16 protein-coding genes are annotated in these 24,375 nt (G+C 55.2%); 12 read left to right on the forward strand and 4 right to left on the reverse strand.

The annotated features are described in order from the left end of the window. Positions 1-26 precede the first annotated feature (26 nt). From ACMHXE_RS18955 to ACMHXE_RS18965, 3 genes are all read left to right on the forward strand, one after another. On the forward strand, positions 27-3,719 hold the full coding sequence (locus ACMHXE_RS18955) for a response regulator (protein WP_101056015.1): 3,693 nt from the start codon (positions 27-29) through the stop codon (positions 3,717-3,719). A gap of 60 nt (positions 3,720-3,779) precedes the next feature. Further along, positions 3,780-6,185 carry a zinc-dependent metalloprotease gene (locus ACMHXE_RS18960; RefSeq protein ID WP_101056014.1) on the forward strand — a complete coding sequence of 802 codons (2,406 nt, stop codon included), beginning with the start codon at positions 3,780-3,782 and terminating at the stop codon, positions 6,183-6,185. Positions 6,186-6,305: 120 nt separating this feature from the next. Then, a complete protein-coding gene (locus ACMHXE_RS18965) occupies positions 6,306-9,089 on the forward strand; it encodes a M16 family metallopeptidase (protein ID WP_101056013.1) in 2,784 nt (927 codons plus the stop codon). On the opposite strand, the gene ACMHXE_RS18970 is transcribed toward ACMHXE_RS18965, so the two are convergent. Further along, positions 9,086-10,894, reverse strand: a complete 1,809-nt coding sequence (locus ACMHXE_RS18970; protein WP_101056012.1) for a protein kinase domain-containing protein — start codon at positions 10,892-10,894, stop codon at positions 9,086-9,088. The genes ACMHXE_RS18965 and ACMHXE_RS18970 overlap by 4 nt on opposite strands. A gap of 228 nt (positions 10,895-11,122) precedes the next feature. On the opposite strand from ACMHXE_RS18970, the gene ACMHXE_RS18975 reads away from it, so the two are divergent. The 8 genes from ACMHXE_RS18975 to ACMHXE_RS19010 all read left to right on the forward strand — a co-directional run bounded on the left by ACMHXE_RS18975 (position 11,123) and on the right by ACMHXE_RS19010 (position 19,696). After that, a complete protein-coding gene (locus ACMHXE_RS18975) occupies positions 11,123-11,470 on the forward strand; it encodes a hypothetical protein (RefSeq protein ID WP_101056011.1) in 348 nt (115 codons plus the stop codon). Between the two features lie 285 nt (positions 11,471-11,755). Continuing rightward, positions 11,756-11,953 carry a YheV family putative zinc ribbon protein gene (locus ACMHXE_RS18980; protein WP_039034984.1) on the forward strand — a complete coding sequence of 66 codons (198 nt, stop codon included), beginning with the start codon at positions 11,756-11,758 and terminating at the stop codon, positions 11,951-11,953. 173 nt (positions 11,954-12,126) lie between these two features. Then, positions 12,127-15,798, forward strand: coding sequence for an ATP-binding protein (locus tag ACMHXE_RS18985; protein WP_101056010.1), 3,672 nt, complete (start codon positions 12,127-12,129; stop codon positions 15,796-15,798). Continuing rightward, positions 15,798-16,448, forward strand: a complete 651-nt coding sequence (locus tag ACMHXE_RS18990; RefSeq protein ID WP_025011291.1) for a hypothetical protein — start codon at positions 15,798-15,800, stop codon at positions 16,446-16,448. Before ACMHXE_RS18985 ends, ACMHXE_RS18990 begins: the two co-directional genes overlap by 1 nt. Beyond that, positions 16,445-17,665: a phosphoenolpyruvate carboxylase gene (locus tag ACMHXE_RS18995; protein WP_101056009.1), complete on the forward strand. Its 1,221-nt coding sequence runs from the start codon at positions 16,445-16,447 to the stop codon at positions 17,663-17,665. Before ACMHXE_RS18990 ends, ACMHXE_RS18995 begins: the two co-directional genes overlap by 4 nt. 273 nt (positions 17,666-17,938) lie before the next feature. Beyond that, entirely contained in the window at positions 17,939-19,081 is a 1,143-nt protein-coding gene (locus ACMHXE_RS19000) for a transglutaminase-like domain-containing protein (RefSeq protein ID WP_101056008.1), read from the forward strand. Positions 19,082-19,097: 16 nt separating this feature from the next. Next, complete coding sequence (locus ACMHXE_RS19005; RefSeq protein WP_101056041.1) at positions 19,098-19,415, forward strand: mercuric transporter MerT family protein; 318 nt, start codon at positions 19,098-19,100, stop codon at positions 19,413-19,415. After that, complete coding sequence (locus ACMHXE_RS19010) at positions 19,412-19,696, forward strand: heavy-metal-associated domain-containing protein (protein ID WP_101056007.1); 285 nt, start codon at positions 19,412-19,414, stop codon at positions 19,694-19,696. Before ACMHXE_RS19005 ends, ACMHXE_RS19010 begins: the two co-directional genes overlap by 4 nt. A gap of 95 nt (positions 19,697-19,791) precedes the next feature. Here ACMHXE_RS19010 and ACMHXE_RS19015 read toward each other — a convergent pair whose 3' ends face one another. Continuing rightward, positions 19,792-20,211 (reverse strand): HPP family protein, encoded by a 420-nt coding sequence (locus tag ACMHXE_RS19015; RefSeq protein ID WP_101056006.1) that lies wholly within the window; start codon positions 20,209-20,211, stop codon positions 19,792-19,794. 247 nt (positions 20,212-20,458) lie between these two features. On the opposite strand from ACMHXE_RS19015, the gene ACMHXE_RS19020 reads away from it, so the two are divergent. Beyond that, on the forward strand, positions 20,459-22,222 hold the full coding sequence (locus ACMHXE_RS19020) for an alkaline phosphatase D family protein (protein ID WP_101056005.1): 1,764 nt from the start codon (positions 20,459-20,461) through the stop codon (positions 22,220-22,222). Between the two features lie 114 nt (positions 22,223-22,336). Here ACMHXE_RS19020 and mgtE read toward each other — a convergent pair whose 3' ends face one another. Together mgtE and ACMHXE_RS19030 are read right to left on the reverse strand one after the other, a co-directional pair. Further along, positions 22,337-23,692, reverse strand: a complete 1,356-nt coding sequence (gene mgtE, locus ACMHXE_RS19025; RefSeq protein WP_101056004.1) for a magnesium transporter — start codon at positions 23,690-23,692, stop codon at positions 22,337-22,339. A 22-nt stretch (positions 23,693-23,714) separates the two neighbouring features. Next, positions 23,715-24,365, reverse strand: a complete 651-nt coding sequence (locus ACMHXE_RS19030; RefSeq protein WP_101056003.1) for a hypothetical protein — start codon at positions 24,363-24,365, stop codon at positions 23,715-23,717. Positions 24,366-24,375 lie beyond the last annotated feature (10 nt).

The following is a 24,375-nucleotide window of genomic DNA, read 5'->3' on the forward strand; positions in this document are numbered from 1 at the left end:
GATGGGCCGTGATGCAAGGGTAATGGATGAAATTGAGTGAGCCGGATCTGCAGCTGAAATCTCCGATCCAGAAAAATTACAACCGTGCAGTGTTTTACACCTATATGGGGGTGATTGTACTGGCGTTGCTCACCGCCTGGGTGTTTTTTGAACGCCAGAAGACCCAGCAGATGGAGCTCAGGGAAGAACAGGTCGATCGCCATGTGATGCAGATTGACCTCTTGCTGGAATCCAGTATCCGTGCGGTCAAGAGCCTGCGTAATGTGGCCGTGGACCACTTGCGCCTGGCCGAGCAGGTGCGCAAGGACAGGCTGCCTCAGTACGAGAAATTCAACGAAAGTGGGCAGTTCTTTACCCTGGAGCCTAATTACGCCAGGAGTGGTGAACCCTTCACCAACATGGGGCGGATAACCGGCTCAGGTACTCTCGATGGCCGCGGCGACAAGTTCTATCAGGAACTGGAGATGCTGTTTGAGCTGTCATTGTCGTTCCCGGTCGCCAAGGAGGCTGCGCCCAAGGCCTCGGCCATCTATTATCTGTCCAAGCGGCGGATGATGTCCTATTACCCCTGGCCCTCGGACGAGCAGCGTTTTCGCGATGAACTGCTGAACAAGAAACAGTTTCAACTGGCGACTCCGGCGATGAACCCCCAGCGCAGTGTGTTCTGGAGTGAGGCCTATGTGGACTCGGCCGGTAATGGCCTGTTGACCACCCTCGGGGTGCCCATCTATCTCGAAGATGAGTTTATCGGCTCAATTAATCTGGATATGACACTGGCATCGCTCGCCAAACAGATACGTCTCTATTTCAAAATGCCGGGCACTGTGATTTTGCTGGATCAGGGCAATAATATTCTTTCCCACAGCGATTTTGATACCTCCAGCATTAACCGGGTCTACCACATCAGTCAGCGGATCCCATCCGAGCTGCATTCATTGCCTGAGTCCGAGCTGTTCGATGCCCACGAGGGGATGATCCGTAACGGCTATTACATCCACTCAGTGGCGCTGCACAACGCCCCTTGGCGCTTGCTCTATCTGCAGGATGTTGACGATCTGTTTCTGGACTCGTTCGAGAAGCTGCAGCTGAGCTTTATTTTAGTGGTACTGGCCTTGTCTGTGCTGGTGACCATAGTGCACTGGCAGACTCGCCGCTCTTTCGTCAGCCCGGCCTCGCGCTTGCTGTCACACCTGGAAGACTGTTCCCGTGAGCCGATCCGGCCGCCGGCGAAGATCACCCAGGGCTGGGAGCCCTGGTTCCAGTTGGTCAGCCGCATTTTTGAAGAAAACCAGCAATATACCCGTCACCTGGCAGAGCAGAACAAGCGGCTGGATAAACTGGTGGCCCGGCGCACCGAGCGGCTGAAGGAAACCACAGAAAAGCGGGAGCGGGAATACGCCCTGCTGCGCTCTTTGTTGGACTCGATTCCTGAAGCCATTGTCTTCAAAGACAAAGAAGGCAAGTACCTCGGCTGCAACAAGTCAGCCGAGCGGGTACTTGGCTATACCGAGGCCGAGATGATCGGCCTGAATTCAGATACTTTGACCACCCCGGAGCAGGCCGCCAGAATTCGCGCCGAGGATGAACAGGTGCTCAAGGACAGGGCGCCGCTGCGCTATCAGGAAAAGGTCGAGCTGGCGGGCAAGCCCGTGCTGCTCGATACCCTCAAGCTGCCGTTTTATAACCGCCGCGGCGAGATGCTGGGCTTGATTGCCGTTTGGCGTGATGTGACCCGCGAATATGAAGCCGCCGAGCAGTTGCGTTTGTCGGAAGAACGTTATCACCTGGCGATGGATGCGGTGGAAGATGGCCTGTGGGACTGGTATCTGGATTCGGAGCAGATCATCTGCAACCCGGCCTACTACACCATGCTGGGCTACAAGACCAATGAGTTTCCGGCGCTGCTGTCGACCATAGACGAGCTGATCCATCCGGACGACAGGATCCGGGTTGAAGAGTATCGCGAGCAGTATCTGGCCGATCCCATAGGCGCCTATGAGATAGAGTTCCGAATGCGCGGCAAGAGCGGGCAGTATCACTGGGTGCTGTCCCGTGGCCGGGTGGTGGAATTTACCGCCAACAATGAGCCCAGGCGTATGCTGGGTACCCACAAGGACATTACCCGCAGCAAGAGCAACGAGGTGGCCTTGCTGGAGGCCAAGAAAGATGCCGAACTGGCCAACCTCTACAAGAGTGAATTCTTGGCCAATATGAGCCATGAGATCCGCACGCCGATGAATGCCATCATAGGCATGCTGCAACTGGCGCAGCGCACCAACCTGACGGTGCAGCAGAAAGATTATCTGGAGAAGGCCGGCTTCTCGGCCCAATCATTGCTGCGGATCATCAATGACATTCTCGACTTCTCCAAGATTGAAGCCGGGAAGCTGGAGCTGGAGCGGGTCTCCTTCCCGTTGGACAAGGTGCTGGAGCACGCCTTGGATATCAACTCACTCAAGGCGCAGGAGAAAGGGGTTGAGCTGTTACTGTATGCCCCTGTGACCGCCGGACTTATGCTCAAGGGTGATCCGCTGCGTCTCGGCCAGGTGCTGGTGAATCTCTTGTCCAACGCGGTCAAGTTTACCTCTGAAGGGGAGATTGAACTCGGCTGTGAAGATGTCGGCGAACGCGATCATCGTATAACCCTCAAATTCTGGGTTCGCGACACAGGCATAGGGATCAGCAAGGAGCAGCAGGAGATACTGTTTGATGCCTTTGCCCAGGCGGATGGTTCCACCACCCGTAAATATGGTGGCACCGGCCTTGGCTTGTCCATCAGCAAGCATCTGGTGTCCATGATGGGCGGCAAGATGCAGGTGCAGAGTGAGCCGGGTGTCGGCAGTGTATTCAGCTTTACCATCAGCTTTGAAATCGCCGAAGAGGCCAAGATTGAACCTCTGGTGATGCCGGAGCAACTCAACAGCCTGCGGGCGCTGGTGGTGGACGATAACTCTACGGCGCTGCAGATATATTCGACCCTGATGCGCGATTTCCACTTCGAGGTGGACACTGCTGCCAGCGGTGCCGAAGCCCTTTATAAGTTGGAAAAACAGGAAACCGACCTACTGCTAATCGACTGGATGATGCCGGAAATGGATGGCCGTGAGGTGATCCGTACCCTGGATGAAATGGTGGCCAATGGCAGAATAAGCAAGCGCCCCGTGGTGATCATGATGACGGCCTATGCCGCCGGTCCATTGGCCCAGGAAGTGGAAGATGCCAATGTGTTTGCGCTGCTGCAAAAGCCCTTCAAGGCCTCGACTCTGTTTGATGAGATAATCTCAGCCTTTGCCGAGAAACCTCATTCGGCGACTGTGGCTGAAATTACCGACAACCAGAGCGGTGGTCATAAAGGCCTGGTACTGCTGGTGGAAGACAACCTGATCAACCAGCAGGTGGCCTCCGAACTGCTGCGCAGCGCCGGTTATGAGGTAGATCTGGCCGACAATGGTCAAATTGCCCTCGATATGGTGGAGCAGCGCCAATACGATGCGGTATTGATGGATATTCAGATGCCTGTGATGGATGGCCTGACGGCGACCCGGGAACTGCGCAAGAAATACGACAGGGAGACCTTGCCGATTATCGCCATGACGGCCCATGCCATGTCAGGCGATCGTGAGAAGAGCCTGGCGGCGGGAATGAACGCTCATATCACCAAGCCTATTATGCTCAATGAACTCTTTGATACCTTGAGTGAATGGGTGGGCAGGACTTGAGATAAACCGGCCGATCCCTTAACTTGAATGGCAACTTACAGATAACAATCAGGAGATGGGATGAAACCTCAAAGTTGGACCTTGTTGTTGGCGCTGATCGCGGTACCCGGATTGGCGCAGGCGGCACAGGAGAGGGAGGCCGCCGACGTCATCAGCGAAAGCACTCAGGCCGAAGGTTTTATCAATCTCTTTTATGATGCCAAAGCCGGGCAGCTGTATCTGGAACCGAGCAAACTTAACCAGCCTATGTTGCTGCTCTCCAGCTTGCCCCACGGCGCCGGATCCAATGACATTGGGCTCGACCGTGGGCAACTTGGGTATACCCGCATGGTGCAGTTTGAGCGCCAGGGCCCCTATATTCTGCTCAAACAGCTCAATACCCGTTTTCGCGCCGATACCGACGACCAAGCCGAGCAAAGAGCCGTGCATGAAGCCTTTGCCGAATCAGTGCTCTGGCGCGGCAAACTCCTGCCGGGAAAACGTCTGCTGGTGCCGGTCAACGACTTGATGTTGCAGGACCTGCACGGCATCAGCCAACAGTTGGCGGCCAGGGGCCAAGGGCATTATCGTCTGGACACCAGCCGCTCTGTGGTGTTGCCAGCCTCGGTCAAGTCGTTCGAGCGTAACTCGGATGTGGATGTGCAGCTGACTTTCGCCAGTGATAAGGCCGGCGCCAGAGTCGCCGAGGTGACCCCGGATGGCCAGGCCCTGTCTCTGAGACTGCGCTACTCCTTTATCGCCTTGCCCGAGCCGGGTTATCAGGCGCGCCTCTATCACCCCATGAGTGGTTATCTGTCCGATGAATACAAGGACTATGCCACCGCCATAGATCAGGATATCAACCAGCGCTTCTTGCTGCGCCACCGGCTGCAGAAGGTTAATCCTGGCCCTGAGCCAAGCGAAGTGGTTGAGCCCATTACCTATTATCTGGATCCCGGTGTCCCCGAGCCTATCCGCGGTGCCTTGCTCGAAGGCGGCCGCTGGTGGGAGCAGGCTTTCAATGAGGCGGGGTTTATCAACGGCTTCAAGTTGGAGCTATTGCCGGAAGGCGCCGACCCTCAGGATGTGCGCTACAACGTGATCCAGTGGGTGCACAGGGCCAGCCGTGGCTGGTCCTATGGTGCAGCAGTGACAGATCCCCGCAGTGGTGAAATCATCAAGGGCCAGGTCACTCTGGGAAGTCTGCGGGTACGTCAGGATCACCTGATTGCCCGTGGCCTTACCGCAGGTTGGGAAGACAGGCAAGCGGCCGATGAAGCCGCCATGGCCTTGTCTCTGGCGCGTATTCGCCAGTTATCGGCTCATGAAATCGGTCATACCCTGGGGCTGGATCATAACTTTGCTGCTTCCACCAATAACAACGCTTCTGTGATGGATTACCCCCATCCCTATGTGCGCCTCGATGGCAAGCGGGTGGATATCAGCCAGCCTTACGCCGAAGGGCTGGGGGCCTGGGATAAGTTTGCCATCAAGTACGGTTATGGTGACTTTGGTGATGAAGCCCAAACCCAGGCCGCGCTCAAGTCGCTGCTCAAAGAGGTGCAGCAGCAGGGGCTGAGATACATAGGCGAGGGTGATTCGAGGGCGACTTCAGCCGCCCATGCCTATGCCAGCCTTTGGGACAGAGGCGAGGATCCGGTTAAGGAGTTGGCAAGAATGCAGCTGGTCAGGCGCCAGGCGCTGGAGACCTTCTCCGCCAAGGCGCTGTTGCCGGAGCAACCCTTGGGCGAACTCAGTGATGCCCTGGTGCCCATCTATCTGTTGAATCGCTACCAGATCAGCGCCGCGGCCAAGTTTGTTGGCGGCATTGACTACAATTACCTGGCTGATGCCGGTAGCGGTAACTGGCACTTTATTGCACCGGAATTGCAGAAGCGGGCATTGGAGACTGTGCTGGCGACTCTGGATCCCAGAGAGCTATATCTGCCAACTGAGCTTTTGGAGCAACTGGTGCCCAAGGCTGGCAACTATTACCGTAGCCGCGAGAGTTTCGACTCATCTTTGGGGGTTGCCGTGGATCAATTGGCCATGGCAGAAGTGCTCAGTCGTCACACAGTGTCGACGCTGTTGAACCCTGAGCGGCTCAATCGAGTGGATCAGGCCTTTGCCAGAGACACAGAGCAGTTGTCGGTAGAGGATTTGCTGGATAGATTGCTGGCTAAGACACTGCTGAAATCACTGCCTTCGGGAGATCAGACCAGTATTGCGATGAGGGTAAATGCGGTAGTTTTGGACGGTATGTTGCAGAGTCTGGAGAGTGACGCCAGCGCCCCGGAAGTCAAAGCCATGTTGAGGATGAAGCTGGATTATCTGCTTAAGCAGTTGCCCAGAAAAGAAAAAAGAAGTTCAGGTTACAAGGCTGCCCACTATGGACAACTGCAAACAGTGCTTGAACAGGCACTGAAACAAGCCGGGGGCAGAGTGATCAGCAAGCCTGCGAAAATGCCACCGGGCTCACCGATTTAGTACGTTGTAAGGTATTGATTATGTGACACAATTAATTTCTTGTCTTATATTGGCATCTTTCATGTTCCAGAGGTTCGGGCCCTTTTGCACCGAACCTCTGTTTTTTTGAGGGAATTCGTTATGCCAAAAATCCTGTTTCTCAGAGCCTGGCTCGGCAGCTTGTTGCTGCTGTTCTGCTTCGTTGCCAAGGCCGAAGGGCTAAGCGTTAGCCCTCGCATTCATCAGGGCCAACTGGACAATGGTCTTAAATATCAATTGGTGGACAATAAGACGCCGGCCAACGCCATAGTGATGCGGATGCGGATCGCCTCCGGCTCACTGCTTGAGGCGGAAAATGAGCAGGGGCTGATGCACTTGCTGGAGCATATGGCGTTCAAAGGCTCGGCAGCTGTCCCGGAAGGGGATATGATCCCAAGATTGCAACGTCTTGGTTTAAGTTTTGGCGCCGATACCAATGCAGTGACTGATTTCGAACAGACGGTCTATGAGTTCAACATCACCCAAGGGGATGAGCAGAAGTTGGATACCGGGCTGATGCTGATGCGGGAGATTGCCGACAGACTCACTCTGGATCCCAAGGCACTTGCCCAGGAAAAAGCCGTGGTGTTGGCCGAGCTCAAGGAGCATCAGTCGGCTGAGTTTGAAAATTATCGTAATCAGCTGCACTTTTGGTATCCATCGAGCCTGCTGCCAAGACGTTTACCTATCGGTGAGGCTGATATCATCAAGGCTGCAGATGTAGCCAAGTTGCGCTCTTTATACCAGCGTTTCTATACTCCTGAGCGAACAACACTGATCCTGGTAGGCGACTTTGATATCGCCCGTACCGAGGCTCAAATCAAGCAGTTGTTTGCCGATTGGAAGCCGCACCCTCAGGCGGTTGCCCCGGCACGGGTGAAGCTTTCACCGCCTGTGGTCAGAAAGCAGCCTCAGGCGGACGCTTTCTTCAATCCTCGTTTGTCGACTCAAGTCTCTCTGGGGGTACTGACTCCCAGAACACCAAAGCCTGACAGTATTGAGCTCCGTCAACAGATGATACTCGAGTCGCTGCTGGGGAGTATGCTCTATCAGAGATTGCAGTCACACCTGTTTGCCGAGGAAGGTGTAAGCCATGCTTCTGTTGAGTTGGGCACAGAGTTTGGCACTGCGGTAAGGGTGGAACTGGCGCTGGAGACCCAGGAAGACAACTGGCCGCAAGCCGTGGCTCTGCTGGAGCAGACTATACGTCAGGCCCTACAATACGGCTTTAGCAGCGACGAGCTGCAGCAAGCGCTGAAGAGCGAACACAAGCACTACCAGCGCAATCTGGCCGGTAGCAATACCATTCATAGCTTCGACTTGGCAGAAGTCTTGGTATCATTAGATGCCAACGACATGCTGATGTTGGCCCCCTCAGATCAACTGGCCATTTTTGAGGCCTTGGCGCCGCAGATTACCCCGGCTCTTATCCAACAGACATTGGCAGAGCTTTGGCAGGGGCAACCCGGTATCTATCTCTCCGCTGCCAAGATCCCCGTCGATGTAGAAACACAATTGCTGAAGGCATATGAGCAGAGTCAGCTGCAGCCCGTTGCCCCCTATACAAGCACAAAAGCCAGCGAGTTTGCTTATCAAAGCTTTGGGGAACCGGGCAAAATTGTCGCCGACAACAGGGATCCCGATACCGGAATACGCCAGTTGCGTTTTGCCAATGGGACTCTGCTCAACCTCAAGCCTACCGAATTTGAGCAGAGCAATGTGGCCGTCAGCTTGTCATTGGGATTCGGTGATTTGCCATTTCCGCGCCAAGAGGGTTTGGGCACCCTATTTAACAGCGCCTTTCTGCTCGGCGGGCTTGAGCAGCACTCCTGGCAACAGTTGGCGGATATCTTTGCCGGGCAGGACATTTCGGCAAATATAGGAGTCAGTACTGAAGGCTTTGGCGGCGTCACCCATACCAATGCCGCTGAACTCAGAACCCAGCTGGGGTTACAGGCCGCCTTTTTAACCGCACCGGGCTGGCGCCAGGAAGCCATTACCCTCTTTCGGCAACAAGTCAAGGCAGAGAGCCAGAGCCGTAATGCCAACCCGAATAGCGCTTTCTGGGATGGTTTGAGTGGACTCCTGCACCCAGGCGATCACCGTTATGGTTACGGCCGGGAAGAACAGGTATTGCAGCGGGACTTTTCTGAAATTGCCAAGGTGTTGGCATCGGCACTGGATAAGGGAATGCTGGAAATCGCGCTGGTAGGTGATTTCGATGAGGCTCAGGGGATAAAAGCGGTTGCCGAGACATTCGGTGCCATCAAGCGGCATCCTGCCAAGGCCCCGGCCTTCGAGCGGCCGGTATTTCCCAAGGTGCCGGCTCAGAGACAGATTTTCCATAGAGGCGCCGAGAACTCGGCGGCATTGGCCTGGCTGTGGCCGACAACCGACATGCAGGATGTTCGACGCCACAGTGAACTGATGTTACTCGAACAGGTGATGGGCATTTTGTTGAATGAAGAGGTCAGGGAAAAAGCTGGTGCCGGATATTCGCCTTATACCTTCAATCATTTCGATTGGCATCCAACAGGTTACGGTTATCTGGGACTGTTTACCGTCACAGATGCAGCCAAGCTGAAGGCGGCCGAACAGGGCTTTGCCGCAGTCGAGGCCAGAGTCAAGGCCAAGGGCGGCATAGATAGCGATCTATTGGAGCGGGCGCGCCAGCCCTTGTTGCAGTGGTTGGATAGTGCACCTGCCAGCAACGGTTTCTGGTTGGATCTGGCGGCAACGGCCCAGAGCCGACCGGGCCGTTGGCTGAGTTGGCAACAGCGCAGGCAAATGCTGGGGCAACTGGATAGTGAAGCCCTGGAAGCCGTGGCCCGTGAGTATCTTGAAAATGAGCGCCGCTTGAGTGTGACCACTACTTACGGCGACTAACCACCGCTCTTGGGGTTTCTCGGATAGAAGCGCTCCGGCTTGCGCTGCAGGTGCTCGAACCTGCGGGTATTTTTATAGGGTAGCTTCATAAACCCCGAGACCCCCTGGCCCTGGATCTTGTCGACATGACTGAGGATCCTGTCCAGACAGGCGCGAAACTGCGCCTGTTTTCTAGGGTTGAGCAGTCTCAGATAACTGTGGATCTTCATATGGGTTGGCAGGGCTTCGAAGATGATACAGCCTGTGTGGTGTATCTGGTTGAGCCAGCCCAGCTCTGTCATGATTTCCGCAGGCAGCTCCAGGTTTTCATCCGGATCCCGGCCATCTTCAAAGTAGGAGTGCAGCCGGGATTGATCTTCGAGTGTCGGCACATCGCCCACCTCAAAGGGCAGCAGCTGATCTGCTTTGGCCTTGAACTGCTCTGCAGGGGCGCTGCGCTCCAGGTGCAGGGTATCTTTGGCGTTGAAGAAACAGGCCTTGAAGATACCTATGCGATGAATGCCCCGGGCCAGGGTCACCATGTTGTTGACCGCCTGAATCAATGCCGGCCTGAGCTCTTCATCATAAAGCGCCAGGTTGGAGTCGATATAGACGCCTGTCTCCTGCCAATGAATCGCCAAGCCACCCACAATCGGATACTGCCCTAGGCGGCCGACGGCAGCGATAAAGCCCTTCTCTGTGTCTCCCATACCGGCGAGGAAGTTGCGGTAGTACTTCTCCAGTTGAATATCTTCTGCGCGAATAGCCTCGGCATCGGCGTCCGGATGATGGCTGCGCAGAAACGACTTACGCGAACTGTAGCTGACGGTTTCCACGTCCCGGGCCCGCTTCTGTACCCAGACGGGGATCTCGGCATTCAGCTCCTGTGGCAGCGGCGGCAGTAAAAGATGCTGGCTGTATCTCATGCTACGCAGGAAGTAGTCGCCGGCCTTGAGACGGGTGAGAGGATCCGAGCCCAACATCCCCTCGAGGATCCTGGCCAATTCTAGCGGCAGACCTATGCTGGTGGGCGGGATCACCTGGGAACCGAAGCGGCTGGCCTGGCCGGACGCCAGCGCATAGAGGGTGGCGGCAACCCCCTGTTCATCAAACCTGGGGCTGGAAAGCGCCCCCGAGAGTTGCTCATCGCCGATAAAGTAAACATCGCCCATGCGGGCGTTGGTATGCTGCTGATCGCTCGACATTAACTCCATCACATTGCCGCCAACCGGGCGGTTGTCGGCATCGCGCTGGGCAAATACTGCCGAGCCCCAGTCAATCAAAGACAGCTTATCTTCCTCTGGGTCATAAACCAGGTTGGAAGGTTTGATATCCCCGTGTACCAAGGGTCTGCCACTGCGCAGATACTGCAGCAGATCCGCCAACTGCCTGGCAATGCTCATGATTTCCGCCACAGGCAAGGCGCCTTGGCGGCGGCAGCGTTGATCCAGATCCTGGCCCTGAGCTCTGGCCATCACCAAGATCCCCTGGCGCCCGACTCTGTCGAACTTTATCAGTGGCGGCACATTGGGATGATTGACCTGAGACAGCATGAAGGCTTCTTCTTCCAGTCTGTCCTGCACCTGCTGAGGCAGGGTAATACGGGAGAACTTGAATACATGTTCCTGGCCATGGCGGTTTCGTCCGGCGAACACAAAACCATAGGCACCTTTGCCTATCAGTTGCGGATCGTCATAGCCCAACTTGATCAGTTGCTGGCGGCAGAGGCGGATCCAGGCTCTGTGTTTGCGAGCGTCATCGGCCTTGAGCAGATAGACAGACTGCTCTTCCGAAATATAAAAGTGCTGCAGCTCAGGTGTTTGCAAGCGATTTCTCCATTGGCAGAAGCAAGGATACAAAATAACAACAAGCAGAAGCTCATTAAAACAGCAAGGGATAACAGCGGCAAGTTGTGACTCTGGGATCCAGCTCAGAACCAGGCTTCCTAGCGTATCCTTTTGGGCGGCACTTTGACCTATATCAATTTCATTGCGCCCTCCCCAGAGTAACCTGTTTGCAACAAGCCGCAGTGGCAGAAGAGATTTGGAGGCCTTATGTCAGTGCCAGATAAGCAGGAGCTGATCGAATTGTTCGAGTATGCCCGTCCCAGGGTGATACAGTCGATGGAATTGCGTCATTGTCCCCATGCGGGTTTCTATAATCCGGTGGATGAGCGCTGTAACTTTTGTCATCAGGGAATGGAATGTATCTGGATGAATCAGAATGATGAACTGGTGGATCTGGAGCAGAAATCACTCGAAGAATTGAAGCAGCAGTTATTGATAGCGGTCGACTTTGTCGATTCCAGCCTGAGCCCGCACCATTTGTCACGGCGCAAGTGTCAATGTGATAACTGCAATTGGTTGCGCAAGGTGCAGGAGACCCTGGCCAGATTGTCTTGATAGTACTCCGCATAAAAGTTTGTGTTGCCACTCAATGATGCCGGCTCATTGGGTTAAGTGAACTTCCTGGTGGAATGGTATTGGAATTGCGCGATACCATTCCTTGTCTGGACTCAATCCCAAATAATCTGCTACATATTTCCTTCAACATTCAGCTGTAACCTTCTGGTTTTATATGGGTTATTTCTTAATGGCACAAACATTGTCCTAACGCTGCTTAAAATGCGCCACAGCGGCCACAGATATGGCAAAATAATGCCATTGCTTATCAACTAGACTCAGAAGATGAACAGGATCAAGAAACGCTTTGTGGCCGGAGCCAAATGCCCCAAATGTCAGGCCCAGGACAGCATAGTGCTGTTCAAGGAGAACGGCATAGAAACGGTCGAGTGTGTCGAGTGTGATTACCGCGAGCAGCAGACCGATGATAAGGTCAGCGACAAGGCGACCGGTGAAGTGATAGGCCTGTTCAAACCTGAATAATATTCTTTGATACCCGCAGCGGATCCCGCTTTCTTTACCGGCCCTTCAATTGCCAAGGGTGGGGCTTTCCATTAATTTAAGGGTTTTGCTGTATTGAGGCGGTTTGCCCGCCTGTTGCCGCGAGTGCCGGGGCCTCTGGCTATTTGGCGCTTGCTGTCTGCATAAGGATTTATATGCCAAGCTTGATTCGAATAGTGCTGATCGACACCCATCTGCCGGGCGTGGTGGAACTGAAGCTCGATGGTCATACCAATATCTGTGGTACCAACGCCTCGGGCAAGACCACGCTGCAGCGTCTGGTGCCTGTGTTTTATGGTGAATACCCCAGCCGGGTCGTGCCTTCGACCCGTGACAGCTTCGAGCGCTGGTATCTGCCCAGAGAATCCAGCTATATCATTTACGAATACCAAAAGAGTGATGGCTTGCTGTATCAGGCGGTGCTGGCCTCGGCCGGCGATGGCAAAGGGGTCAACTATCGCTTTATCGCCAAGGGATTTGAACTGGAAGACTATATCAAGTCCCAAAACGGCGACACTATTTTGTGCCATACCATGGCTAAACTGGGCAGCGAGATGAAACGCGCCGGAGTGAACCATACCAAGCTTTTGAATACCCGAGAGTTTCGCGCCATCATCCAGAATGACCGTACCTTGCTGAACACAGGTTCCAGCCGCACAGAGCTGCGCAGCTATGCCCGTTTGTTCTCTCTGTGCGAGGCCGACCATTCACTGCGCCATATCGAAAAACTGGCCAAGGCGGTGCATTCCAAAGAAGGCAAAATGGAAACGGTCAAGTCGATGATCGCCGCCATTTTGGAAGAGGATGGCGTTAACCCGCCGGCATCAAGGCTTAATCCACAACGCGTCGAGGCCTGGATCCGCGAGAGCCAGCTGATCGCCGGGTTCGAGCAGATCCGTCCCGAATTTGACAAGCTGGAGCAGGAGTTCAACGAGCTGCTGTCGGCCGAACTGCGTCTTGGCAGCCTGGCCAAGGGCTATCGCAATGACGAAGTGCTGGAGGCCCAGCGTCAGGAGCAAAATCAGACCCTGTCGCGGGAGCTGAACTTCCGTCTCAAGGCATTGGACGATGAGTGGAAAGAGCAGCGCGATGAGCTTAACCAGGAGCTGTCTGCCGCCAAGGGCGATGTCGCCAAGCTGGAATATGAACTCGACGCCATCGAAAACCAACATGCGGCGTTTCTCGATGCCGATATCGAACAGGCCAAGGCCAATCTGGAACAGCTGCCGTTGTGGCGTAGCGATCTTGAGAACCTCAGCGAAAGACACAAGCTGCAAACAGAGAAGCATCAGGATATAGAAGCCGCCTATAACGCCCGCCGCAGCAAGATTGGCGAACAGCTCAACAAGGAGCTGGAAAAGCTGCAACAAGAGTTGGATAAGCAACGCGAGGCCCGCGACAAGCAGCGTGAAGTGGCCCGGGAAGACTTGGCGCGCCTCGATGCCGAATTCCGTGAGCAGCAGGAAAACGGCAAGGCCAAATTCCAGGAGCAGGAGTACCAACTCAAGCTCAATGCGGCCGAGCTCAAGCTGCAGGTCGACAGTGTGACTTATACCGAGGAGGAGAAGCTCAGCCTGGCGGTATTCGACGAGCGTATCGACCGTGCCGATGCCGAGCAGGAGGCTGCCAACGCCAAGGTGGAGCGGCTGATGAGCGAAGAGCGCAAACAGCGCTCACTCAGGGATCAGGCCAGCGAATCACTCAGAATTGCCGCGCTCAGAGTCACGGAGCGCCAGGGCGATCTGGACGATCTCAAACACATGCTGTTCCCTCAGTCCCACACCTTGCTGGAGTTCCTGCGAAAAGAAGTGCCGGGTTGGGAGCAGCACCTGGGCAAGGTGGTACATCCCGACTTGCTGCACCGCACCGACTTGCACCCCAATGTCGGCGCCGAAAGTGACAGCCTTTTTGGGATCTCATTGGATCTCAAGGCGCTGGAAATCCCCGAATACGCCAGTTCAGAGCCTGAGCTGAGGGCAAAGCTGGCCAAGGCCGAAGATGCCCTGCAAAACGCCTATGGGCTGCAGGAAGAAGCGGAAGAGCGCCTGGTGCAGGCCAACGAAGCACTGGATAAACTGAACCGTGAGCTGACCTTTGCCCGCACGGCATACAAGAATTTGCGTGACGATTTGCGGCGTCTGTTCGAGGAGCGCCGCACTGTGCAGGAGCAGATCAACAAGGCGTTGGCTGAGCGTAAGGCACAGGCCGGTAAACGCCTGACGCTGCTGGATCAGGAGATGAAACAGCTGCGTAACCAGCACCTGGAATGGCTGGAGGAGCTCAAAGAGCAGGCGCTGGATGCCAGAATGGAAAAGAACGCCTACTGGCAGGAAGTGGTTGGCGCGCTGGAGCAGCATCTGGAGCAGCTCAAAGAGAGCATCAATCAGCGCCGCAGTCGTGCCAAAGAGGAACAAAAAGCCTGCGAGCTGTGGTACAAGAATGAGCTTAAGTCCCGCGGGGTGGATGAAGACAAAATTCTCGCCCTCAAGCGGGAGATCCGTGAGCTGGAAGGTGCCATTGCCGCTGCCGAGCAGCGTCGCAGTGAAGTGCTGCGCTATGACGACTGGTATCAGCATACCTGGCTGGTGCGTAAACCCAAGTTGGTGACCGACCTGGGCGAAGTCAAGCGCGCCGCCTCCGAGCTGGATCAGCAGCTGAAAACCAAGGCCAACGAAGTCAAACATGCCCGCCAGCAACTGGAGCTACAAAGGCGCCAGTCTGATGCCGCTCAGGTAGAGGCCTCGGAAAACCTCACCAAGTTGCGCGCCTTGCTGCGTAAGCTGGCCGAGCTGAAATTGCCGCGCAACGATGAAGAGCCTCAGGGTAGCCTGGGTGAACGTCTGCGTCAGGGCGAGGAGCTGCTGCTCAAGCGCGAGCATCTGCTGGGTTCGGTCAGGCAGTATGTGGATCATTTCGATCAGGTGATTGCCAGCAAGTCAGGCTCCAGCCTATCCGAGTTCTGGGAAAAGGCCCGTGAAGAGTCCAGCTCTGTCAATGACAAGGGCATACGCCTGCTGGATTACCGCAAGTTGGTGCCGCATCTGGCCCAGTTGCTCAATGTGATGGTGCCGCAGTCGATTACCGCGCTGCGTGAACAGGGCCGGATCTTCGGTGTCGACCTGACTGCCTTTTACGATGTATTGGCCGATATCGACCGCCGTATTGCCTCCCAAAGTGCCCGTATTACCCGCGAAGTCGGGGAGGAGCTGTTTCTTGAAGGCGTCTCTGAATCTGCGGTCAGGATCCGCTCGCGGATCAGTGAGCTGGAGTTCTGGCCTGAGCTGGAGCAGTTCGTTAAGGCGTTCCGCGCCTGGAAGGCCGAAGGCTTCACCGGCCTGCCGGATGAGCACTATACCAACAGCATGCGCCGGGCGCTGGATATCATAGGCCGCTCGGCCCTGACCGGCGGCATCGCCAAGCTGCTGGAGATTGAGCTGCGCCTCAAGGAAGGCAATTCGGATCTGGTGATCCGCACCGACCGTCAGCTCAACGAGTCATCCAGTCATGGTATGGCTTATCTGATCCTCTGTAAGTTCCTGCTGGCCTTTACCCGTTTGCTGCGGGGCAAGGCGGATGTCACTGTGCACTGGCCGATTGATGAGCTGGGCACCTTGCACCACGCTAACGTGAAGAAGATCTTCGATGCCTGTGAAAACAACAATATCAGCGTGTTGGGTGCTTTCCCCAACCCTGAGTCCGAGGTACTGAATTTGTTTGCCAATCGCTACATCATCAACAAGCAGACCAAGCGACTGCAGGTGGTTAAACCCAAGGTCGATCCCATAGCGCAAAAGCTCTCTGAGCGCTTGGCCAAGGAGGCGGTGTAATGAGCGAATTGCAAAGTACCATCGTCGGCTCAGGCGCCCTGATTGAACGTCTGCTCAAGGGTGAATTTATCTGCCGCACCACGGATGAGGAAGGTTGGCGTTCACTCAAGAGTCCGGCCACCCGTGACAGAGTCGAGGCCTATCTCAACCAAATCAACCGCACTGTGGCCCAGGCCGCCGAGGGCGAAGTCTTTTTCTGTGGTTATCTGCAGTTGGGGGAGGACGAGCGCAAAGTGATTTCGGCGCAGTTTCGCGATATCTGCCAGGCGTTGATCCCCATGGTGGAATGGCTGGTATTGGTGCAGGAAGCCAGCGGCCAGGACGCGCCCCTGACTGAAGGCGCGGCGGTGCGGCTTACCGAATTGCAGAGCCGCATTGAGGATACGCCGGCGTTTCGCGAGCAACTGGCCAAGCTGAGCCAGTATCGCTTGTTCGGCTCCAGCTCAAGCAGTGTCGATGGCCAGATTAAACTGGTTTTCAAGCGCTTGCAGGAGCTGGGTTATCTGGTGCGGCCGAATCCGGAAAAACAGATCTATATCGCCACCGGCAAGCTGGATTACCTCTACGAAGTGATCCGCTTTATCGATGAAACCGAGGGCCTCAGTCTGGAGGCTCAGGCTGAAACTGCCACCCAGAGGGATCTGATATGAGCAGCAACCTGCATCAGGCCGGGGTCAAGCTGCTGAGGCTGCTTGGGCGTAACGCCGAACTGGTGATGGACGCCTATCTCTCCGGTAGCTTGGACGAGACCCGGCAGGAACCCGCGCTGCTGAAGAAGCTTACCGACAACGGTATTCTTTGGCGTCCCGAGCCGGACGAACCGCTCAGATTGTCGCGTAATGTCAGGGCCCTGCTGGAAGAGGGCCTCAAGGATGAGCGTAACCGCCAGATCAACGCCAACGTCGGTTCGGCCCTGGCCACCATCAAGACCTTGGCCAATCACTACCGTGAGGCGCGCGCCAGTGTGGATTACAGCGCCGCCGAGGCCTATCTGGCGGACTTGACCGAACACGTATTCAGCTTCACCGAGAGCCTGCGTTACTCCATTCGTGTGCTCTGGGGCCGGATCAATAATGAGTTCGGTTATGTGGGTTCAATTAACGCCAAGATCCGTGAAAACGAGCTGGCCCAGAGCCAGGTATCGGAACTGCTTAACGGCCTGGAGCTGTTTGAGTTTACCGAGCTTGGCGAAATTGCCGGTGATATCCGTGAACTGCGCCGCCTGCTGGTGACCATGTTGCAGGAGACCCTCAGCGATTGCACCCAGGAGCTGAGCGTGGTGCAGGGGCGTCTGCTGGAATTGCTGGGACGCTTCAGGCAGATCCGCGGTCGTACCCGTTTGCTCAAAGGCTGGTTGCTGTATACAGATTTGCACCCCGACTATCAGGTAGCCGACCATGTGGCGCACAAGCAGGTGCCTGTGTTGTTCAATCATGCCGAGGCCTTGCTGGCACCGGCATCTGTGGATGTGAATAACAGCGGCCAGGAACTGCAACTGATGGAGATGGTGGCCCGTATCAAGGCTATCAGTCGTGACCATCTGCCCAAGAGGTTGCAGGAGCACGACGTGCCGGTTGCGGTTAATCCTCAGGAAGACTTTGATATGCCGGATAACCCGCTCAAAGAGGCGGTAGATGAGTACTTCTGCGCCGTCATTGACTCGGGCCGCAACACTTCGGCGCTGGAATATCTGCAGCAGCAACAGCTGTCCTGGGATCCGGAAAGCTGGCTCTATCAGGTGATAGGCGGCTTCGAGGGGCTCAGTGAAGAGCACAAGCGCTTCTTTGCCCTGGAGCCTTTGGGTGAACCCCATCCGCTTTATTCGGGTAACTTCATTATCCGCGACGTGGAAGTGGGGCTGAGATAAGCCCAGGTAAGAATGTGATCCGGCGCCGGTTTTCCGTCTGCAATACCGGCTTTACATTGGTAAACGTAAGGCGAGACAAGATGACCAATATGGTTGTTTTGTCTCGCAAACTTGTTAATTTTTCTTATTATTCCACCTTACTGATGACTCTGGCTACACTAACCCTGTGTCTGCGGCTTTGTTGCGGTGCCAGGGGCCGCCACTTATAATGCTTCTGCCCGCCAGCGGGCACCTCATTGACTCGTCTGTTAATCAAACGTAAGGAATCGAATAATGCAAAGACGCAATTTTTTAAAAACTGCGGCTATTTTGTCGACGGCCGGTATCATCAGCCCTGTGATGGCGGCCACATCGAAGACCAAGGCCGTCGAGCATTATTCCGCCGACGGCCGCAGACACTTCACCCTGACTCAAGATTACCAACTGATTGCACCCGAGGGCTCAGAGGGCGTGGTCAAGTTGTGGATCCCGCTGGTGGAAGACACCCAGTTTCAGCAAGTTCGTAAGCTGAATTTCAAAGGCAATTTCCAGGACGCTTACATCACTGCCGCTAACAGCTATGGCGCCAAGACACTATTTGCCACTTGGCCTGATGCCAAAGGCAAGATGGAACTGCAGTTGGTGATGGAGCTGGAAACCCTCGACTGGGAACCGCTGAAAAACGGTGAACTCGAACATTATCGCGCCCCCGAAACTATCCAGTACCCGGTGGATGTGGAACACTATCTGCTGCCCACCAAGCATATGCCCATTGATGGCATAGTGAAGCAGACTGCAGACAAGATTGTTGGCAAGGAAACCGATCCGCTGCAAAAGGCCCGTCTCATCTACAACTGGGTCAGCGCCAATATGTTCCGCGACAACGACGTTATCGGTTGCGGTACGGGTGATGTGGCCACTATTCTCGAGAGCGGCAAACTGGGGGGCAAGTGTACTGATATCAACTCGGTATTTGTGGCCTTGGCTCGTGCCGCCGGTATTCCGGCGCGGGAGATGTTCGGGATCCGGGTAGGACAGGCTATTAAGATGGGCAAATACTCCAAGAAAGCCTTCGGCAGCAGTGATGCCTATGGCCTGGCCAAGGTCAGTGGTGGTCAGCACTGCCGCGCCATGTTCTATCTGGCGGGTTACGGCTGGTTGCCGGCCGACCCTGCGGATGTGACCAAGATGCGTTTGACCGAGAACAAGCAACACCAGGATCCCGATGTGCAGGCGGTCAACGACTATCTGTTCGGTAACTGGGAGATGAACTGGGTTGGTTTCAACTTCGGTCGCGACTTCGATCTGGCGCCTATGGCCGAGCAGACGCCGCTGAACAACTTTGGCTACCCTTATGCCGAAGTGGATGGCGACCCTGTGAACTACTATGACCCTAAAGTTTTCGCCTATGATTTCCAGTCAACAGAACAGCTCTAAGGGGTTTTTGGCGACACTGGCAGCAGCCGTTGTTGCCGCCGTCGCCTCCAGCCTGTGCTGTATTGGGCCGCTGATCTATCTGGTTTTTGGGGTATCGGCAGCCTCGCTGTCGGGCATTGAACAGCTGGGCTGGCTGCAAATACCCATGCTGGCGTTGTCGACTCTGTTGATCCTGCTGGGCTTTTGGCGTTTGTATTTCTCCAAAAAGCCTCTGTGCACCGCGACCATGAGCCGCACCAGAATGTTGCTGCTCTATTGGCTGGCCGTGCCTGTGGTCTTGGCGTTTCAGCTTTACCCTTTTGTATTACCTTGGCTGTTAGAGGTGTTTGAATGAGAAGCTTGTTACTGGTTTTACTGCTGCTGTGTACGCCGTTTGCCTGGGCGGGCAATCAGGTGGTTACCCTGGATGTTAAAGGCATGACCTGCCCTTTGTGTGTCACGGTAATCAACAAGGCGCTGCGCAAGACAGAGGGCGTTATTAAGGCCAAGTCCTCGCTCAAGACCCAGCAGGCCAGAGTGATAGTGCCTGAAGGCTTTGATATGGATGCGCTGATAAAGGCGGTGGATGAAACCGGCTATAAGGGCAGTATCAATAAGATAGAGCCAGAGGCCTAAGCTCTAAGACCCGGTTCATTCAATAGGTTCAGCTTGCGCCAAAAGCAAAAGCTCTGTCCAATAAAGCGTGCTCTAAGCACGCTTTTTTGATGGGTTCAGGCCTTGAGCAATTCCCGGCACAGTTTGACGAAGTCAGAAGAGGTGACTATGCCCTGCACCTTGTTGTGCTCGTCCACTACAGGCAGACAGCCATGTTTGTTGGCAATAAAATAATCCACCACTTGAGTCAGCGGCGCATCGGCCATGAGTGGTTCAAAGTCGGTTTCAATCAGATCGGCTATCAGGGTGCCACGTTCCTTTCGTTCCAGTGCTCCCTGGCCATAACGAGTCAGTAGATTGACTACTGTGGCAATCATCTTTTTATGAGTGAGTATCCCTACCAGAGTGCCGCTGGTTTCTGATATCACCGGCAGATGGCGTACGCTGCGGGAATGCATCAGTTGGTGGGCGTCCTTGACGCTGGCGCCATCACTGATACACACCACTTGGGTACTCATGATGTCTTTGACTTTCATTGTTTTGTTCCTTCAGCAGGGCCCTGGCAGGGCTAATTATTTGTCCTGTAAGGCATTTTGCCCTCAGCCACTGTAGGCTGCAAGCGCCTTGGCCTAAAGCTGGCATTATTTTGTTTAACTGACTGAATTCATTTGAATATCAATACATGGTTACCTAATTGTCACAATTGTGTAATAGTTTAACTTCACAATCTGGACATCCGACCTCATACCAGCATGATGAAGCGTTTTTAAAGGAATAATAACAATGACCCGTAACTTCTCCCGTCGTGACTTTCTTGCCCTCTCTGCCAAAGGTGTTGGCGCCGCCGTACTTTCATATGGCCTGATGGGCTGCTCCAGTGACAATGATGACAATACTGTCGCCGCCGATTTTCTTCATGGTGTCGCCAGCGGTGATCCCACTCAGGATGCCGTGATTATCTGGACCCGGGTCACACCGCAAACGGCGGGGGATGTCAGAGTATCCTGGCAGGTGTCTCGTGATGGTGCCTTCAGCGACTTGGTGACCACAGGTGAAATGGTGACCAATGCCGAACGTGACTACACGGTTAAAGTCGATGCCATAGGGCTGGAGAGCGGCAGCCGCTACTTCTATCGTTTTATGACGGGTGATAAGACATCCACGGTCGGTATGACCAAGACCCTGCCCGAGGGCGCGGTCGATTCGGTTAAACTGGCGGTTATGTCCTGCGCCAATTTCCCGGCCGGTTACTTCAATGTCTATGAATTGGCGGCGCAGCGGGACGATCTCGACGCCATGCTGCACTTGGGCGACTATATCTATGAATATGGTCGTGGTGGTTATGCCAGTGAACATGCCGCCGAGCTGGGCCGTGAGGTACTACCCGCGGGAGAGTTGCTGTCCTTGAGCGATTACCGTACCCGCTATGGCCAGTATCGCGGCGATGCCAGTTTGCAGAAGCTGCACGCCAAGCTGCCGTTTATTACTGTCTGGGACGATCACGAAGTGGCCAACGACACCTGGAAGGATGGTGCCGAAAACCATAACCAAGGGGAAGGGGACTTCGACGCCCGTAAACAGGCGGCATTGCAGGCTTACTTCGAATGGCTGCCTATCCGCCCATGGCGCGAGGGCAATCATGAAGAGATCTACCGCAGTTTCAGCTTCGGCGATCTGCTGGATCTGCATATGCTGGATACCCGGGTGTTAGCCCGTGACAAACAGTTGGACTATGGCAACTATCTGGATTCGGCTACCGGCGCTTTCAACGATCAGCAGTTTCTCGCCGACGTGACCGACACTCAGCGTACGCTTCTGGGCCAGACCCAACTGCTGTGGTTGCAGGGAAAACTGTTGCAATCCAGCGCCAAGTGGCAGCTTTTGGGGCAGCAGATACTGATGGGGCGGATGATGTTGCCGGCGGCGATAGCCACGCAGCAGCTGCCTATTCCGCAGTTTGCCGAGTTGGCGGCATTGGCGCAGCTGGCGGCTCGTGCTCAGGCCGGCGATCCGACGCTGACCCAAGCGGAACTGACCTATCTGGCTGCCAACCAGGCCAAGCTGACGCCGGAAGTGCTGGCGCTGTTGCAACTGCCGTCGATCCCCTACAACCTGGATGCCTGGGATGGCTATGCCTATGAGCGTGAAGTCGTGCTGGCCACTGCCCGGGCTTCGGGTAAAAACCTGGTGGTGATTGCCGGTGATACCCACAATGCCTGGGCCAATGATCTCAAGGACAAAGATGGCAATATGGTTGGGGTTGAGTTTGCCACCAGTTCGGTTTCCTCCCCGGGGCTTGAGTACTACCTCAACCTGCCACCAGAGCAGATCCCGGCGACAGAGGCGGCTGTTGTAGGGCTGGTGGACGACCTTAAATACGCCAACCTGTTGAACCGGGGTTATATGACGCTGACTTTCAGCAGCGAAGAGGTGGTCAGCGAGTGGTTCTACGTGGATAGCATTCTGAGCAAAGATTTCACTGAAGCCGAGGAGCGGCGCGCCATTGCCCGCTCCTTGGATGGAAAGCCTGGGATCTTGCTTGGCTGATTATTGGCTTATATTGTTACCCGCCGAGTCTTGGTGAGTTTGAATGAAGTTGTTGAGCCATGACAAGGCGTTTTCCGGCATAACCTGGGTTTCCATAGGTTATGCCAAGGTTCATTAACCACTGACAGGCGGAAAATCCAAAATAGCGGTGGCGACATTGAAGTAGACGATGACACCTATGATATCGGCTATCGAAGTCACCAGCGGCGCGCTGGCCGACGCTGGATCCAGCTTGAACTTACTCAGCAAGAAGGGCAGGGACATGCCTATCAGGCTGCCGATAATCACCACAAGTTGCATAGTCAGGGCGACCACCAGGGCGATATCGCCGCCGCGCCAATAACCCAGGGTAAATACCGCAATGGCCATGGTGGCACCCAGCAAGCCGGCCACAAGCAGCTCTTTGGCCAGTAGCGACAGCCAATCTTTGAGGACGACCTCCCCGGTGGCCAGAGCCCTGACCATTAAGGTGGCAGACTGTGAACCGGCGTTGCCGCTGCTGCCGATGAGCAGTGGCAAGAAGAATACCAGAGCAACATAAGCTGTAATGGTATCTTCAAAGTAGGCGATCCCAGTGCCGGACAACACATTGCCGAACACCAGCAACACCAGCCAAAAGACTCGCTTACGATAGAGCATGCCAATACTGGCTTCCTTGAAAGAGCAGGCCAACTGCCCCACGGCGCCGTGTTTGTTGAATTCGGCATCGGCCTGGGCACTGGCCACATCCATGGCATCATCATAAGTGACTATGCCGACCAGTTGGTCTTTGCCGTTGACCACAGGCAGCGCCAGCAGATCATAGTGGGCTATCATCTGCGCCGCTTCTTCTTTGAAGGCTTCCGCTTCTATGGCTATGGTCTGCTCTTTCATAAAGTCTTTCACCAATGCCTTGGGGGGCGCGATGATGAGCTGACGCAGCGACACATTGCCTATCAGGCGTCCGCGCTCATCCACCACATAGGTCTGGTAGATGGTTTCCAGATCTGCGGCAACTTTCCTCAGGCTGTCTATAGCCTCTTCCGCGGTGTGATTGACCCGCAGCAGGGCATAGTCAGAGGTCATAATGGAGCCAACCTTGGAGTCATCATAGGCCGCCAGGGTACGCATATCCTCGCGCTCCGCCTTGGCCAGAGTGGGTAGCAGCAGCGCTTGCTGCTCAACATCCAACTCGTTATAGAGGTCGGCGCGCTCGTCTGCCGCCATCTCCATGATAATTTTCCCAAGGGTTTGATGATCCAGTGCTTCCGCCAGCAGCTTTTGCTGCTGATGGGGTAGATACCGCAGCAGCGCCGCCGCGGTTTTGGGCTGGCACAGGGTCAGTATTGAGGCCGTTTGCTGGCTGTCGAAGGTCGGCAGTACGGCGGCTATGTCCGCCGGATGCAGCTCGGATGCCAGCATCTGCATCGCCTTGGCGTCTTTGTTGGCCAGAATAAGGTGCAGGTTGAGTATGATGTTGTTGCTGTTCATAGGTCATTCTCCCAATGAGCTATCAAGAAAAGAAAAATTGTATGCCGGCGCCAAATTGGCGGGCGCCACCGCCATACTGATTGCCATAACCCAATTGCCACTGCCAATGGGCGTTGGGTTGGTTTTGCCAGAGTAGCTGGTAGCCATAGTCGCCTTGGCCCAGATACTGGTTTTCAAACAGCAGAGTTTGCTGCTGAACTTTGAAGCCGGCTCCCAGGCCAAAAATCATTGCCGGACCTTCCCCCGACTCCAGGCTCAGCCCTAAGTTGTTGCGCACAAAGAAGCCCTGGGTGGCAATCGGCAGATCGCTACTGACCAGGGCGTGACCCTGCCAGCCATCTCTGTGATGACGCCCCAGCTCCAGTGCCAGAGTCTGAGATAAGCCGTTTGTGGCCAGCGGTTGTTTGTAGCCGAGTTGCCAGCCGCGGCTCTCATGTCTGTCCCAGGGGGCATCCCGGTCGTCTGTTTGCAGTTCCAGCGCCAATTCGCCGCCAAAGACGGCTTGGTTGAGCCCCAGGGCAAAGCCGTTGTTGCCCGCTTGTCGTTGCCAGTCGACAGCGAGTTCTGTGGCAGCGGCAATATCGGGATCTTCCAGCAACTGAATGCCGGCATGCAGTTGTCCATGCCAGAGCAGGCCGCCCAGCAGCAGCGTATTGGTATATCTGAGTTTCATGCTTGTTCCT

This window comes from Shewanella sp. BJSY2023SW007 (assembly GCF_047314525.1).
Classification (GTDB): Bacteria; Pseudomonadota; Gammaproteobacteria; order Enterobacterales; family Shewanellaceae; genus Shewanella; species Shewanella chilikensis.